General features: G+C 73.3%; 13 protein-coding genes and 1 riboswitch. Of the genes, 6 read left to right on the top strand and 7 right to left on the bottom strand.

Annotation, left to right across the window (positions count from 1 at the left end):
- Positions 1–31 precede the first annotated feature (31 nt).
- The 3 genes from CYJ76_RS07330 to CYJ76_RS07320 form a co-directional block, all read right to left on the bottom strand.
- Positions 32–883: a MetQ/NlpA family ABC transporter substrate-binding protein gene (locus CYJ76_RS07330; RefSeq protein ID WP_101849689.1), complete on the bottom strand. Its 852-nt coding sequence runs from the start codon at positions 881–883 to the stop codon at positions 32–34.
- Between the two features lie 118 nt (positions 884–1,001).
- Positions 1,002–1,655 carry a methionine ABC transporter permease gene (locus tag CYJ76_RS07325; RefSeq protein WP_070705358.1) on the bottom strand — a complete coding sequence of 218 codons (654 nt, stop codon included), beginning with the start codon at positions 1,653–1,655 and terminating at the stop codon, positions 1,002–1,004.
- Positions 1,652–2,611, bottom strand: coding sequence for a methionine ABC transporter ATP-binding protein (locus CYJ76_RS07320; protein WP_238138183.1), 960 nt, complete (start codon positions 2,609–2,611; stop codon positions 1,652–1,654). The genes CYJ76_RS07325 and CYJ76_RS07320 overlap by 4 nt, the downstream gene beginning before the upstream one ends.
- A 218-nt stretch (positions 2,612–2,829) precedes the next feature.
- Positions 2,830–2,921: riboswitch (SAM riboswitch) on the bottom strand.
- 171 nt (positions 2,922–3,092) lie between these two features.
- Between CYJ76_RS07320 and CYJ76_RS07315 the strand changes: the two genes are divergently transcribed.
- On the top strand, positions 3,093–3,983 hold the full coding sequence (locus CYJ76_RS07315; RefSeq protein WP_101849688.1) for a hypothetical protein: 891 nt from the start codon (positions 3,093–3,095) through the stop codon (positions 3,981–3,983).
- 140 nt (positions 3,984–4,123) lie between these two features.
- Complete coding sequence (locus tag CYJ76_RS07310) at positions 4,124–4,705, top strand: TetR/AcrR family transcriptional regulator (protein ID WP_101849687.1); 582 nt, start codon at positions 4,124–4,126, stop codon at positions 4,703–4,705.
- A gap of 6 nt (positions 4,706–4,711) precedes the next feature.
- On the opposite strand, the gene betT is transcribed toward CYJ76_RS07310, so the two are convergent.
- The 3 genes from betT to CYJ76_RS07295 all read right to left on the bottom strand — a co-directional run bounded on the left by betT (position 4,712) and on the right by CYJ76_RS07295 (position 10,082).
- The gene (gene betT, locus CYJ76_RS07305) at positions 4,712–6,781 is read right to left on the bottom strand and encodes a choline BCCT transporter BetT (RefSeq protein ID WP_202820465.1); all 2,070 of its coding nucleotides are present in this window, start codon (positions 6,779–6,781) and stop codon (positions 4,712–4,714) included.
- Positions 6,778–8,526: a choline dehydrogenase gene (gene betA, locus CYJ76_RS07300; protein ID WP_101849686.1), complete on the bottom strand. Its 1,749-nt coding sequence runs from the start codon at positions 8,524–8,526 to the stop codon at positions 6,778–6,780. The genes betT and betA overlap by 4 nt, the downstream gene beginning before the upstream one ends.
- A 65-nt stretch (positions 8,527–8,591) precedes the next feature.
- The gene (locus tag CYJ76_RS07295; RefSeq protein ID WP_101849685.1) at positions 8,592–10,082 is read right to left on the bottom strand and encodes an aldehyde dehydrogenase family protein; all 1,491 of its coding nucleotides are present in this window, start codon (positions 10,080–10,082) and stop codon (positions 8,592–8,594) included.
- A gap of 103 nt (positions 10,083–10,185) precedes the next feature.
- Between CYJ76_RS07295 and CYJ76_RS12475 the strand changes: the two genes are divergently transcribed.
- The 4 genes from CYJ76_RS12475 (at position 10,186) to CYJ76_RS07275 (ending at position 13,943) form a co-directional block, all read left to right on the top strand.
- Complete coding sequence (locus CYJ76_RS12475; protein ID WP_101849684.1) at positions 10,186–10,767, top strand: TetR/AcrR family transcriptional regulator; 582 nt, start codon at positions 10,186–10,188, stop codon at positions 10,765–10,767.
- 105 nt (positions 10,768–10,872) lie between these two features.
- Positions 10,873–12,165, top strand: a complete 1,293-nt coding sequence (locus CYJ76_RS07285) for an Nramp family divalent metal transporter (RefSeq protein WP_101849683.1) — start codon at positions 10,873–10,875, stop codon at positions 12,163–12,165.
- 145 nt (positions 12,166–12,310) lie between these two features.
- Positions 12,311–12,922 (top strand): hypothetical protein, encoded by a 612-nt coding sequence (locus CYJ76_RS07280; protein ID WP_101849682.1) that lies wholly within the window; start codon positions 12,311–12,313, stop codon positions 12,920–12,922.
- Positions 12,923–13,316: 394 nt separating this feature from the next.
- A complete protein-coding gene (locus CYJ76_RS07275; RefSeq protein WP_144043054.1) occupies positions 13,317–13,943 on the top strand; it encodes a hypothetical protein in 627 nt (208 codons plus the stop codon).
- A gap of 42 nt (positions 13,944–13,985) precedes the next feature.
- On the opposite strand, the gene CYJ76_RS07270 is transcribed toward CYJ76_RS07275, so the two are convergent.
- Positions 13,986–14,606 (bottom strand): hypothetical protein, encoded by a 621-nt coding sequence (locus CYJ76_RS07270; RefSeq protein WP_101849680.1) that lies wholly within the window; start codon positions 14,604–14,606, stop codon positions 13,986–13,988.
- Positions 14,607–14,650: the final 44 nt, after the last annotated feature.

The following is a 14,650-nucleotide window of genomic DNA, read 5'->3' as shown; positions in this document are numbered from 1 at the left end:
GTGGGGGGGGGGGGGGGGCGGCGGGGTGGGGTCAGTCGACCTGCACGACGGTGCCGTGCCAGGTGGACTCGATGTACTCCCCCACCGCGTCGCCGTGCAGCACGTCGGCCAGGGCGGCCAGCTGCGGGTCGTCGGCACGGTCGGCGGTGGTCACGAGGTTGATGACGAAGCGCTCGTCGCGCGGGTCCTCCAGGGCGAGGGCGTCGTCGGTGTCCAGACCGTCCTGCACGGCGTAGTTGCCCGGCACGGCGCTCAGGGTGGCGTCGCCGACGGAGCGGGAGGTCTGGGCGGCCTCGACGGGCAGGAACTCCAGGTCCCTGGGGTTGGAGGTCACGTCCTCGGGCGTCGGCGGGAGGTCACCGGTGTCCGCCAGCTCGATGAGTCCGGCCTCCTGCAGCAGCCACAGGCCGCGGGCCCCGTTGGTGGGGTCGTTGGGGATGGCCACGCGGGAACCCGGCGCCAGGTCCTCCAGGGAGTCGACCTCCTCGGAGTAGAGGCCGAGCGGCTGGTTGGAGATGGGCGCCACGACCGCGAGGTCGTACCCGGCGGCCTGCTCCTGGCTCTGCAGGAAGAGGCGGTGCTGGTAGTAGTTGGCGTCCACCGACCCCTCGTCGAGCGCCGCGTTGGGCTGCAGGTAGTCGGTGAACTCCACGACCTCCAGCTCGAAGCCGGCCTCGGCGTCCAGCTGCTCCTCGTCGACGTGGCGCAGGATGTCCGCGTGGGGCGTGGGGGTGGCCGCCACGCGCAGCACGGGGCGTCCGTCCTCCTCGGCCCGGGTCTCCTCGGCGCCGCAGCCGGTGAGCGCGGGGGCGGCGAGAGCGAGGGCGGCCAGGCCCAGCGCGGTGCGTCGCCGGGCGGGGGTGGTGTGCGAGGTGGTGTGCACGGGGTCCTCCGGTCAGGTGGGTAGGGGGTGCCCTCACCACGACGCGCTGCGGCGTGGCGGGCTGTGAGGGGGTGCCGCGCGGCGCGCGGCGGCAGGGCCCGGTGACCCGGGCGGGCGCTCAGTGGCGGGTGATGCGGGCGGCGGTGTCGCCGAGGAACTGCACCAGCACCACCAGGGCCATGAGCACGGCCACGCAGGCCAGGGTCACGGTCATGTCGAACCGCTGGTAGCCGTAGCGGATGGCCAGGTCGCCCAGGCCCCCGCCGCCCACGGCGCCGGCCATGGCCGAGTAGCCGATGAGGGCCACGACGGTCACGGTGAGTCCGGCGATGAGGCCGGGCAGGGCCTCGGGCAGCAGCACCGACCGGATCACCTGGCCGCGAGTGGCCCCCATCGCGGTGGCGGCCTCCACCTTGCCGGGGTCGACCTCGCGCAGGGAGGTCTCCACGAGGCGCGCCAGGAAGGGGATGGCCCCGAGGGTCAGCGGCACGGCGGCGGCCGTGGGGCCGATGGTGGTGCCGGCCAGGCTCTTGGTGAGCGGGGCGATGAGCACCAGCAGGATGATGAACGGGATGGACCGGCCGGCGTTGACGACCGCGCCCACCACGGAGTTGAGCGCCCGGTGCGGGAAGAGCCCGCCGGGCGCGGTGGCCACGAGCAGCACGCCCAGCGGGATGCCGAGCAGCAGGGCGATGGCCGAGGACAGGCCCACCATGTAGAGGGTGTCCCAGGTGCCGTCGATGAGTTCCTCGATGAGGCGGTCGCGGGTCATGCCGGGATCTCCTGTCGGTGGGTGGAGGGCTGGGTGACGAGCAGGTCGAGGATGCCGACGCGGGCGCCGTGCACGTTCTCCACGCGGGCGGCGGCCACCTGCACCTCGGCGCCGGTGGCGCGCAGCTCGGCGATGACGGCGTTCTCGTCCTGGGTGGCCAGGTCGACGGTCACGATGCGGGAGCCGGCCGGGAGGTCGGCGGCGTCCAGGGCGCGCACGGGGCGCGGCACGAGCTGGGAGGCCAGGGCGCTGCCGCGGGTGGCGGCCACCTCGGCCAGCGAGCCGGACTCCACCACGTGGCCGTCGGCCAGCAGGGTGACGCCGTCGGCCACGCGGGTGACCACGTCCATCTCGTGGGTGATGAGAACGGTGGTCAGCCCGAGGTCCGCGGTGAGCTCGCGCAGCAGGTCCAGGACGCTGCTGGTGGTCTCGGGGTCCAGGGCGCTGGTGGCCTCGTCGCAGAGCAGGACGCTGGGGTGGGTGACCAGGGCCCGCGCGATGGCCACGCGCTGCTTCTGGCCACCCGAGAGCTGGCGGGGGTGGGCCTTGGCCCGGCCGCCCAGGCCCACCCGCTCGAGCAGCTCGGCGGCACGGCGGGTGCGCTCGGCGCGGCCCACCCCGGCCAGTTCCAGCGGCAGCGCCACGTTCTGGGCGGCGGTGCGCGAGTCCAGCAGGTTGAAGTGCTGGAAGATCATGCCGATGTCGCGGCGTGCGGCGCGCACCTGTCCGCTGCTGAGGGCGGTGAGCTCCCGGCCGTCCACGGTGACGCGCCCGGAGGTGGGGCGCTCGAGCAGGTTGATGCATCGCACGAGGGTGGACTTGCCGGAGCCCGACGGCCCGACGATGCCGTGGACCTGGCCACGGCCGATGTGCAGGGAGACGTCCTCCAGGGCACGGACGGGCTCGCCCGCACCTCGCGGGAAATAGGTCTTGGACACATTGTCCAGGGTGATCATGAATGGTCCTTCCGGGCAGGACGAAATGGGCCCACGAATCACCGGGGAATGCAGTGGCAGACCCCTGGGTCCGTGGCGCGACGGCGTACAGGTGGTGGATGCGTGGGTTCTGAGGGCCCGACCGGTCCGACTCGCTCACCTCACTCCGCGCGAAGCGGGTACGGGAGCGCCGGCCGCAGGGTCAGGACCTCGACGTCATACAGGTGCAGCTCATGGTTCCTCCATCGCATCTGGCGTTAGCACCCTCGCCCGCGACGGGGGGTTGCTGCGGTTTCAAAGAGCCAGATCTCTCCACCGCTCTGGATACAGTGCGCACAACCTACGACCCCGGTCTGAGATTTTCCAAATCGCCGGGCCGAACGTGGTGCGCCTCACGCCGGACGCCCCGTCCCTCGGTAGCGTGGGGCCCGGCACGGGGCGTCGGCCCCGCACACACCCGCCCGGCACGCCCGGGCGCCGACACACGAGAGGGGTGACGCCGATGAAGACCTTCGGCAAGATCCTGTTCTTCCTGGGTGTCCTGTCCCTGGTCCTCGGCATCATCGGTGCCGTGCTAGCAGGCACGACCTTCAAGGAGGTCTCCGACTTCGTGGACCAGCAGCAGTCCATCGAGGGCTCCACCACCGTGAGCATGGACGAGGACGAGACCCGCATGCTCCTGGGCCCCGGCGCGGACAGCTCCGCGTGCACGGTCCAGGGCGCCACCTTGGGCGACCTTGCCCCGGGCACGAGCGCCGAGGTGAACAACGAGAACATCTTGGGCACCATCACCGCCGACACGGCCGGCGACGTCACCGTCACCTGCTCCGAGCCCGGCTACGCCCTGAGCGGCCCGGCCGACATGGGTGCATTCATGAAGCTCGGGCTGGGGTTGGCCGCCGCGATCTTCCTCATCCCGCTGGGCCTCCTGCTCATGCTGGTCGGCGGCCTGCTGTGGTTCTTCGGTCGCCGCAAGAACAAGCAGCAGCAGTACTCCAGCTACACCAACGGTGAGTACTCCGACCAGTACGCCCGGTCCACGCCGTACTCCCAGCGCAACGGCCAGGTTCCGCCCGCCCCGGCCTACGGCCAGGTGGGCACCAACGGCGCCCCGGGCTACCAGCCGGACGCCTACGGCCAGAACACCACCGGCCAGTCCGCTCCCCCGGCACCCGGATACGGCCTGAACCCGAGCTCCCAGCCCGAGTACGGCCAGTCTGCTCCCCCGGCGCCGGAGTACGGCCACCAGGCGCCCTCCACCGACGCCCCGGCGTCCGGTGGCGCCACGCCGGCCGGCCAGCAGGACTGGAACGGTTCCACCGGTTCCACGGGCCAGGACGACCAGTCCTGGAACCGCGGCGGCAGCACGCCGCCCCCGCCCCCCGGCGTCTGACCCGCGCCACGCCGCGAAGGCCCCCGGACCCCCTCGGTCCGGGGGCCTTCCTCGCGCCCGGGACATCCCTCCCGCACAGGCCGGCCCGCGCCGCCCCGGGCCCGGCTCGCACTCCCAACCCCACCCATTACGCTCTCGACATGACCGCCAAGACGCCTGTGCGTGAACGCCTGCTCGACGCGGCGACGCGCAAGCTGTTCGTCGACGGGGGCGCCACCACCCCCGTGACGGTGCTGCTCAAGGACGCCCACGCCTCGGCGGCCAGCCTCTACGTGCACTTCGGCAACAGGGACGGCCTGCTGGCCGCCGCCCTCGACCGCCGCCTGGAGATGTGGACCCAGGCGTGGGACGAGCACTGGGACGCCACCTCGGACCCGGCGGCGCGGCTGCTCTCGCCGTTCACCGCCGCACAGGAGCTCCGGGACCGGCTGCCGGAGGAACGGTGGTGCGCCTTCCGCGCCACCACCGTGTGCTTCCCCGAGGCGGCCCCGGAGGTCGCTGCCGTGCTCACCCGGGAGCGCGAGTTGCTGCGCTCGCGCCTCCAGCAGGCCGCGGGTTCCCTCCTGCCGGCCGACCCGGGGGCGGCCGCCTCCCTCGCCCGCTCGATCGAGGTGATCTACGAGGGGTCGCTGGCCCTGATGCTCGACGGCACCGCCGACGACGCCCTCCGGGCAGGGCTGGTGGCCGCCCGCTCCCTGGTGCGGGCAGCCTCCGCGACCTGACCTGCGTCAGAGGACCGCGACCTGGACCTCCGTCCGGGCCGCCGCCCAGCGCTCGTAGTGGTCGAGCACGTCGTGGCACAGCGCGTCGGGCTCCGAGGTGAGGACGTCGTAGACCTCCCCGGTGGGCAGGGCCACCTCGAGCCGGGTGGTGGTGTCGTCGGCCTCGATGACGCCCGCGCCGTAGCTCGGCCGCGGCACCACCCGCACCTGCACCGGGTAGCGGAAGGGGTCCGCCGGCGCCGAGGGGGCCCCGGCGTCGGCCGGGGGCACGATGAGCACCGCCCGCCGCTTCACCCGGCCGCGCTCCAGCGGCTCGCTGGCCTCCACGTGGGCGTCCACGCCGCGGCGGCGCAGCTCGGTGGCCACCGACTCCAGGGCCGGGAGCACCACCTCCTCGAGCCGTTCGGTGGCCCGGGCCACGCTCACCGCCCCGAGGGTGGTGCCCAGGCGGGTGCGCCAGGAGCGTCCGTGCCCCTCGCCGCGGGCCAGCTGGCCGGTGAGCGAGGCACGGTGGGCGTCCACCCGCGCCCGCTCGGCCTCCAGCGCACGGTGCAGCCCCACCATCACCAGCACCATGACCGCCGCGAACGGCAGGCCCATGACGATGGTGGCGCTCTGCAGCGCCGGGATGCCGCCCACCACGAGCATCGCGATGGTGAGCACGCCGGTGGCCACGGCCCACCCGATGCGCAGGGCGGGGTGGGCGTCGGTCTCCGGGTCGGGCAGGTCGGAGCTGAGGTTGGCCATGACCAGCGCGCCGGAGTCGGCCGAGGTCACGTAGAACAGCAGGCCCACGAAGGTGGCCACGCCCACCAGCAGCATCGGCAGCGGGTGGTCCTGCAGCAGGGTGAAGAAGCCCTGCTCCGGGGAGTCCACGGCGAGCTCGCCGAACGCGGTGTCGCCACCCCGGATGCGCTGCACCGCGGAGTTCCCGAAGATCGACACCCACATGACGATGTAGGTGAACGGGATGGTGAGCGTGCCGAGCACGAACTGCCCGATGGTGCGGCCGCGCGAGATGCGGGCCAGGAACATGCCCACGAAGCTCGCCCAGGCCACCCACCACGCCCAGAAGAAGAGCGTCCAGGCGCTCATCCACTCCTCGGGGTGGTCGAAGGCCATCGTGTCCAGGGTGGTGCCCGGGAAGAGCGCCACGTAGTCGCCCACGTTCATGGCGACGGCGTTGAGCACGAAGGCGGTGTCGCCGGTGACCAGCACCCACAACGCCAGGGCCACGGCCAGCACCACGTTGAGCTGCGAGAGCAGCCGGATGCCGCGGTCCACGCCGGTGGTGGCCGAGACCGTCGCCACGGCCACGGCCAGCACCACCAGGCCCACCTGCTGGGCGATGCCCTGCCCGGTGCCGAACAGGATGTCGATGCCCACGTTGAGCATCACCACGCCGATGCCGAGCGAGGTGGCCACGCCGAAGATCGTGCCGAGCACGGTGGCGGTGTCCACCGCGTGCCCCACCGGCCCGCGGACGCGCTGCCCGATGAGGGGGTACAACGCCGAGCGGACGGCCAGCGGCAGCCCGCGGCGGTGCGCGAAGTACCCGAGCGCGATACCCATGAGCGTGTACATGCCCCACCCGGTGACGCCGTAGTGGAAGAGCGTCCACACGGTGGCCTCGCGGGCGGCGTCGAGGGTCTCCCCCTTGCCCTGCGGCGGCGCGAGGTACTGGCTGGCCGGTTCGGCGACGGCGAAGAACATGACGTCGGTGCCGATGCCGGCGGCGAACAGCATCGCGGCCCAGGCGAAGGTGGAGAACTCGGGGCGGTCGGTGTCGGCGCCCAGCCGGGTGCGCGAGTGGCGCACGCCGAGCACCACCACGAAGACCAGCACGGCGGTGGCCAGGGCGATGTAGAACCACCCGAACCACGTGGCGATCCACGTGGTGAGGGCACCCAGCTGGGTGGCCGCCTGCTCGGGGGCCGCCAGGGCCCACCCGGCCACGAGCGCGGTGACCACGCCCGAGGCGACGAGCACGGGCCACACGACCCCGGCCCGGGCAGGGGCCTCGACCCCTGCCCGGTGGCCCTCCTGCCGCGGCCCGGCCGCGGTGGCCCCGCTCACCGGGTCTCCCCGGCCATGGCCTGCTCCGCGGTGGGCACCTCGTCCCGGGCGTCCCACGCGTCGTTGCGCGGGTCGCCCTGCGGGAAGAGCGGCATGCCGGCGTTGGCGCGGTAGACCGGCGGGTGCTCGGGGGCCAGCGGGGTGTTGCCGGCGATGAGGTCGGCGGCCTTCTCGGCCACCATCATCACCGGGGCGTAGATGTTGCCGTTGGTGATGGAGGGGAAGACCGAGGCGTCCACCACGCGCAGGCCCTCGGTGCCGTGCACCCGCATCGTGTCGGGGTCCACCACGCTCATGGCGTCGCGGCCCATCTTGGCCGTGCAGCTGGGGTGCAGGGCCGTCTCGGCGTCCTTGGCCACCCAGTCGAGGATCTCCTCGTCGGTCTCCACGGCCGGGCCGGGCGAGATCTCGCCACCGTCGAAGGGGGCGAAGGCCGGCTGCGCCAGGATGTGGCGGGCGGCACGAATGACCTCCACCCACTCGCGGCGGTCGTTCTCGGTGGAGAGGTAGTTGAACCGGATCGCGGGGTGCTCGAAGGGGTCGTTGCTGCGGATGCGCAGGTCGCCGCGCACGTCGGAGTTCATCGGGCCGATGTGCACCTGGTAGCCGTGGTCGCCGCCGGCAGCGGTGCCGTCGTAGCGCACCGCGATGGGCAGGAAGTGGAACATCAGGTTGGGGTAGTCCACGCGGTCGCTGGTCCGGATGAAGCCACCGGCCTCGAAGTGGTTGGTGGCGCCGGGGCCGCGGTTGCGGAAGAGCCACTCGGCACCGATGTAGGGCGCCTTCTTGAGGTCGAGCCAGGGCGCCATGGACACCGGCTGGGTGGCGGTGTGCTGCAGGTACACCTCGAGGTGGTCCTGCAGGTTCTCGCCCACGCCGGGCAGCTCCACGCGCGGGGTGACGCCGGCGGCCTGCAGGGTGGCGGGGTCACCCACGCCGGAGAGCTGCAGGGTCTGCGGGGAGTTGAACGCACCGCCGCAGAGGATGACCTCGCCGGCCTCCACCGAGTGCGGGGTGCGGCGCGGACCGCGGACGAGGTCCACACCGGTCACGCGGGTGCCCTCCCAGCGCAGCTGGGTGACGTGGCTCAGGGTGCGCACGTGCAGGTTCTTGCGCTTGCGGACGGGCCACAGGTAGGCACGGGAGGCCGAGAGGCGCGAGCCCTGGAAGACGTTGCGGTCGAACGGCGCGAAGCCCTCCTGGCGGTAGCCGTTCACGTCGTCGGTGGCCGGGTAGCCGGCCTGCTGGGTCGCCTCGAAGAAGGCCTGGAAGAGCGGGGAGCTGGCCGGGCCGCGCTCCAGCTTGAGCGGGCCGGCCCCACCGCGCCAGGCGTCGGCGCCGGCCAGGCAGGTCTCCATGCGCTTGAAGTACGGCAGGTTGTGCGCGTGGTCCCAGTGCTCCAGGCCCTCGTTCTGCGCCCACTTCTCGTAGTCGCCGGCGTTGCCGCGCTGGAAGATCATGCCGTTGATGGAGGACGAGCCGCCCAGCACCTTGCCGCGGGCGTGCTTGATGCGGCGGCCACCCATGTAGGGCTCGGGCTCGGACTCGTACGCCCAGTCGTAGAGCGGGTTGCCACTGGGGAAGACCAGGGCGGCAGGCATCTGGATCAGCGGGTCCCAGACGAAGTCGGCCCGTCCGGCCTCGAGCACCAGCACGGTGGTGGACGGGTCGGTGGACAGGCGGTTGGCCAGCACGGAGCCGGCCGAGCCGCCCCCGACGATGACGTAGTCGTAGCGCTTCCTCATGGTTCTCCTCACGGGTCGGTGTGGTCTGTGGTGTCGATGGGGGCCGGTGGGCCGGCCGGGGTGGCTCAGCCGCGGTCGGCGAACCAGTCGGCGCGGGCGGGGCGGGTGTTGTGCCACACGTGCTTGGTCTCCACGTACTCCCCCAGCCCCTCGACGCCGAGCTCGCGCCCGATGCCGGACTGCTTCATGCCGCCCCACTCGGCCTGCGGCACGTAGGGGTGGAAGTCGTTGACCCAGACGGTGCCGTGGCGCAGGCGGCGGGCCACACGGGCGGCGCGGCCGGCGTTCTCGGTCCACACGGCGCCGGCCAGGCCGTAGATGGTGTCGTTGGCCAGGGCCACGGCGGCGTCCTCGGCCTCCTGGGGGGTGTCGCCGCGGAAGGTCTCCACGGTGAGCACGGGGCCGAAGCTCTCGTCCTGCACGCAGTCCATGGAGGTGTGGCAGCCGTCCAGCACGGTGGGGCGGTAGAACCACCCGGAGGACAGCTCGCCGCCGGGTGCCTCGCCGCCGCAGCGGAGCTGCGCCCCCTCGGCCACGGCGGCCTGCACGTAGGCGTGCACCGTGTCGCGGTGCGCCTCGCTGATGAGGGGGCCGCTCTCTGCCTCCTCGTCGAAGGGCCCGCCGAGGCGGATCTGCTCGGCGCGGCGCACCACCTCGTCCACCACGCGGTCGTGCACGGACTCCTCCACCACGAGGCGGCTGCCGGCGGAGCAGACCTGCCCGGCGTCGAGGAAGATCGCGGTGACCACGTTGTCGATGGCGGCGTCCAGGTCCGCGTCGGCGAACAGCACGAAGGGGTTCTTGCCGCCCAGCTCCAGGGCGATGTTCTTCACCGTGGGCGCGGCGGCGGCCATGATGCGCCGCCCGGTCCGCAGGCCGCCGGTGAACGAGACGAGGTCCACGTCCGGGTGCTCCGTGATCACGGTGCCCACGGGGTCGCCGGGGCCGAGCACGAGGTTGCCCACGCCGGCGGGCAGGCCGAGGCGCTCCAGGGTGCGCAGCAGCCAGACGGCGGTGTGGGGCGTGTTCTCGCTGGGCTTGAGCACGAAGGTGTTGCCAGCCACCAGGGCGGGGGCCACCTTCCAGGAGGTCTGCAGCAGCGGGAAGTTCCACGGGGTGATGAGCGCGCAGACGCCCACCGGCTCGTGCACCACGCGCGACTCCACGTCGGGCATGCCGGTGTCCACCACGCGGCCGGCGTGCTGCTGGCCGAGCGCGGCGAAGTGGCGGAACACACCGATCACGTCGTCCATGTCGATGCGGGCCTCGACCATCCGCTTGCCCGTGTCGAGCGCCTCGAGGCGGGCCACCTCCTCCTTCTCGGCCTCCAGGGCGTCGGCCAGCCGGGAGACGAGGTCGGCCCGCTCGGGGGTGGGCAGGGTGGACCACTCGCCGGCGTCGAAGGCGCGGCGGGCGGCGGCCACGGCCTGCTCGGCATCGGTGGCGCCGGCCTCGGCCACGGTGCCCACGGCCTGGCCGTCGGCGGGGCAGGTGATGGTGCGGGTGGCGCCGTCGGCGGCGGGGGCCCAGCGGCCGTCGATGAAGAGTTCGGACACGTCGTGCCTCCTGGTGAGCGGGGAAGGTCTGCACCAAACGTAACGCACGTTCCTTCAGAACGCACGTTATGCAATTGCCCCTCCCAGGGCTACCCTCTGCGCCATGGCTGCCAAGACCCCCGTCCGCGAGCGCCTCCTCGAGGTCGCGACCCGCATGATGTTCGTCGACGGGTCGGTGAGCACCCCGGTGGACGCCCTCCTGCGCGAGGCCGGCGCCTCCCCCTCGAGCATGTACGCACACTTCGGGAGCAAGGACGGCCTACTGGCGGCAGCCCTGGAGCGCCGCCTGGAGGTGTGGACGGAGGTGTGGGACGCCCACTGGGAGGCGGCGCACACCCCCACCGAGCGGATGCTCTCGGTCTTCATGGCCATGCGCGAGTACCACCACGGCCGGCTCCGCGAGCGCTGGTGCTCCTTCCACGCCACGGCCTCGGCGCAGCCCGCCCCCGCCGCCCCCGTGGCCGCGGTGCTGGAGGAGGACCGCACCCGGCTGCGCGCCCGCCTCACCGCGGCCGCCGCCGAGCTGCTGCCCCACGACGACGCCGCAGCCGAGCGCCTGGCCGACCGGGTGGAGGTGGCCTACGAGGGCATGCTCGCCCTGATGCTGCGCGGCCCGGCCGACGACGCCATCGAGGCCGCCGAGGACACCGCCACCACCCTGGTCGAGGCCGCGACCACCGCCTGACCCTCCCGCCCGGCCGGTCCTCGTCCTCGCACCAGACCCATGTGACCCGGGACACGCTCCGTCGTAGGGTGCTGCCCTCCCCTCTCCCGTCGCGATGGAGTCCCCATGAGCCACGCCGCCCCTGACACCCCGCCCACCGCCGGCACCCCCGCCACCGACGCCTCCGGCCGCGTCGAGCAGCGCCGCGGGTTCTCCCTCATCGGCCCCGGCCTGGTGGTCGCGGCCACGGGAGTGGGCGCCGCCGACCTGGTGGCCACCGTCATCGCCGGCCAGAAGTACGGCTACGCCCTGCTGTGGGCGGTGGTCGTGGGCTGCGTGCTCAAGATCGCGCTCGTGGAGGGCGCCGGCCGCTACAGCCTGGCCACCGGGCACACCATCTACGAGGGGTGGCGCAGCCTGGGCCGGTGGACCAGCTGGTACTTCGCGCCGTACATCGTCATCTGGGGCTTCGTCTACGGCGCGGCGGCCATGGCCGGCACCGGCATCCCGCTGCACGCCCTCTTCCCGGGCCTGTCGGTGGCGTGGTGGGGCATCGTCTCGGGCCTGCTGGGCGCAGCCCTGGTGCTGCTGAGCCGCTACGACGTCTTCGAGAAGGTCTGCGCGGCCCTGGTGGGCGTCATGTTCGTGGTGATGGTGGCCGCGGCCGCGTTCACCCTGCCCAACCTGCCGGAGCTGCTGCGGGGGCTGGTGCCGCAGGTGCCCGCCGGTGGCCTGGTGAACCTGCTCTCGGTGGCCGGCGGCGTCGGCGGCACCATCACGCTGGCGGCCTACGGCTACTGGATCCGCGAGAAGGGCTGGACCACCCCGGCGCACATGCGGCTCATGCGCACGGACAACACGGTGGCCTACGTGGTCACCGGCATCTTCGTCATCTCCACGCTCATCGTGGGTGCCGAGCTGCTGTACTCCAGCACCCAGTCGGTGGGCTCGGGCGACAAGGGCCTGCTGCAGCTCTCGGACGTGCTCGCCGACCGCTACGGCCGCGCGGTGGGCACGCTCTTCCTGGTGGGCTTCTGGGCGGCGGCCATGAGCTCCCTCATCGGCGTGTGGAACGGCGTGTCGATGATGTTCGCGGACTTCGCCGGTGACGCCCTGGGCAAGCCCGAGGACCACCCGGACCGCCAAGCCGGCGGACGCTGGTACACGGCCTTCGTGCTGTGGCTGACCTTTCCGCCGATGGTCATGATGTTCCTCGGCAAGCCGGTCTGGCTGATCCTCGCCTACGGCGTGCTGGGCGCCTTCTTCATGCCCTTCCTGGCCATCACGCTGCTGTGGATCCTCAACACCGACCGCACGCCGGCGGCGTGGCGCAACCGGTGGCTGAGCAACGCGATGCTGGTGGTGTGCGCGGCGCTGTTCGCCTACCTGGCGGCCCAACAGCTGCTCGAGCTGCTCTGATCCTCCGACCGTGGGCGGTGCCCGCCGGGGCGGTGGCAGGGCCGGTTCCACCCACGGCACCGGCCGGCACGCCGGCGCCGGGTGCGACGCTCGCCCCGACGACTCGACGAGGGCCGGTGACGGCCGGTGACGAAGGAGGACGGCGATGAAGCGGGTGGGGCAGGTCTTCGTGGTGCTGGGGGTGCTCGGCGGCCTGGTGGCCGTGGCGCTGGGGGTCGTTTCGGTGGTCGGTGCGAGCCGCGCGGTCGGGACCATCGAGGCGGGCCAGGAGGTGGGCTCGGGCATCACCCGGGAGCTGCACGCCGGCGACGAGCACCTGCTCACCACCCGCCTCGGGCAGGGCAGCCCGGTCTCGTGCACCGTGGAGGGGCCCGACGGTCGGGAGGTGTCCACGCAGCCCACGGAGGACCAGGTGGCCATCGCCGAGGACCTGGTGGGCCTGGCCGGGGGCATCACCGTGACTGCCGACGGCCCCCACACGGTGCGCTGCACCGACCCGGACGTCCACTTCACCGACGCCGTCTCGCTGACCACCCTGGGGGTGTCCGGTATGGGCCTCCTGGCCGCAGTGCCGGTGGGCCTCGGCGCGGGGCTGGCCCTGGTGCTGGGGATCGTCCTGTGGGTGGTGGGGGCCGGGCGGGAGAACCGACCGCGCCACCCGGGCGGGTACGGCGGCGGGTACGGCCAGCCTGTCCAGCCCTCCCCCTACGGCCAGTCGGCCCCGCCTCCCCCGGCGCACCGCGCCCCCTGGGAGTGATGCGCGGGAACGCATGCAGATCGTGCAATGAGTTGGTCACGTCGCTCGGTGAGCGCGCTGGGACCCGCCTGCCTTCGACGGCACATACCCGCTCGTCCGCGCACACGACCGGCTTCACCCCGGGCATGTGAGCCGCATGCACGCCCAGTGGGCGGCCTACCGCGCCTGAGCGTGCACCGCGCCCTCTGGGCGGCGAGGCCCCGCACACCCTCGGGTGGGCGGGGCCTCCGCCGTGGGTGCGGGGCGCGGCGGGGAGCTGGTCCGCCCGGCGGTGCACCGGCGCGCGGGGCTGGAGGTGGGGCTTCCCCCATCGGGGTGAGGGGGTCTGTGCGACGCCGGTGACACCGTGGGAGGCACACGGAGCAGCGCACGGATCGACGCACGGGAGGGTCTGATGAGGGCTTGGGGAAGGGTTCTGACCACGTTGGGCGCCCTGGGGGTGCTGGGCGCGGTGGCGCTCATGGTGCTGGGGGCGGTGGGCATGTCGGGTGCCACGGCCGCGGCCGACGTGCACCGCCCGGTGGTGACCGGTGAGACCGTTCAGCTGCGGGCCGGCGACCGCCACCTGCTCGTGGCACCGCGGGAGGCGTCGCCGGACGCGCAGTGCCGCGTGGTGGGGCCCGACGACCGCTCGCTGCCGGTGGCTGCCGAGTCCTACGACCGCCGCGTGGTGGGTTCCGACGTGGCTCTGCGGGGAGCGTTCACCGTGGAGAGCTCGGGCGCGCACGAGGTGGACTGCGTCGGCGGCACGGTGTGGATGACCGATGCGGTGCCGCTCGGCGCGGTGCTGCTGGGCCTGGGTGGGACGGCCGTCGGCATCTTGGTGGGCATGGGCTCCGGGGTGATGCTGGTGGTGGGTGCCGTGCTGTGGCTGGCGGGGCACGACCGGGCAGTGGCGGGCTTCACGCGTACCCCGGGTGGGGCGCGGCCGGGGCGGCACCCTGCGCCGATGCCGCCCACGCAGACACCCTGGGGGCCGGTGGACACCTTCGCCGGACCCTCGCACCGGTCACGTCGTTGAGGTCCGGCCGGCGGGGCGTGCTCCCCGCCGGCCGGTGGTCGGTCACTCCCCCGCCGCGTCGTCCTCCTGGGACGGCGTGGCGGGGTTCTTGGGGGCGAAGGTGGAGCGCAGTGCGGCGAGGGCGGCGTGGGCCGCCACCACCCACGGCAGCCAGCTGCGGAGGGTGTCGGGCGTCTGCCCGGTGGCGTCGGCCAGCCAGGTGGAGGAGCCCACCCAGTCGGCCAGGTCGTCGTAGGCGAAGAACAGCAGGAACGCGGTGAACCACCGGCCGGTGAGGAGCTGGCCCACACCCGGCAGGGACCACGAGGCGGTGCCGGCCAGGGCGGCCCAGACCGCGCCCCAGAACCAGTGCCCCGGGGAGCCCAGGCGCTCGGCCACGGTCTGGGGCTGCTCGCCCTCGGTGGTGGTGGGGTTGAGCGTGGGCGTGGTGGCGGCCGGGCTCTCGATGCCGTGGCGGGCCTGGGGCATGGACGGCACCGTGGTGGCGCTGCCGGCGCCGTCGACGACCACGCCGGTGGTGGCCTCGGAGCTGGCGGGCTGCGCCGTGGCGGTGGCGCGGTCACCGAGCATGCGGGCGGCCTGCTCCTGCCGGCGGCGGGCGGACTCGGCGTTGAGGTACTCCAGGTACGCCTGCGGGGTCATCTGGTTGGGGTCCACGGCCATGGGGTGGATTGTCGCCCACGGCCTTACGGGGCAAGGTCCGACCG

Source organism: Kytococcus schroeteri (genome assembly GCF_002847825.1).
GTDB lineage: Bacteria > Actinomycetota > Actinomycetes > Actinomycetales > Dermatophilaceae > Kytococcus > Kytococcus schroeteri.
This window is presented reverse-complemented; position numbering and strand designations above follow the sequence as displayed.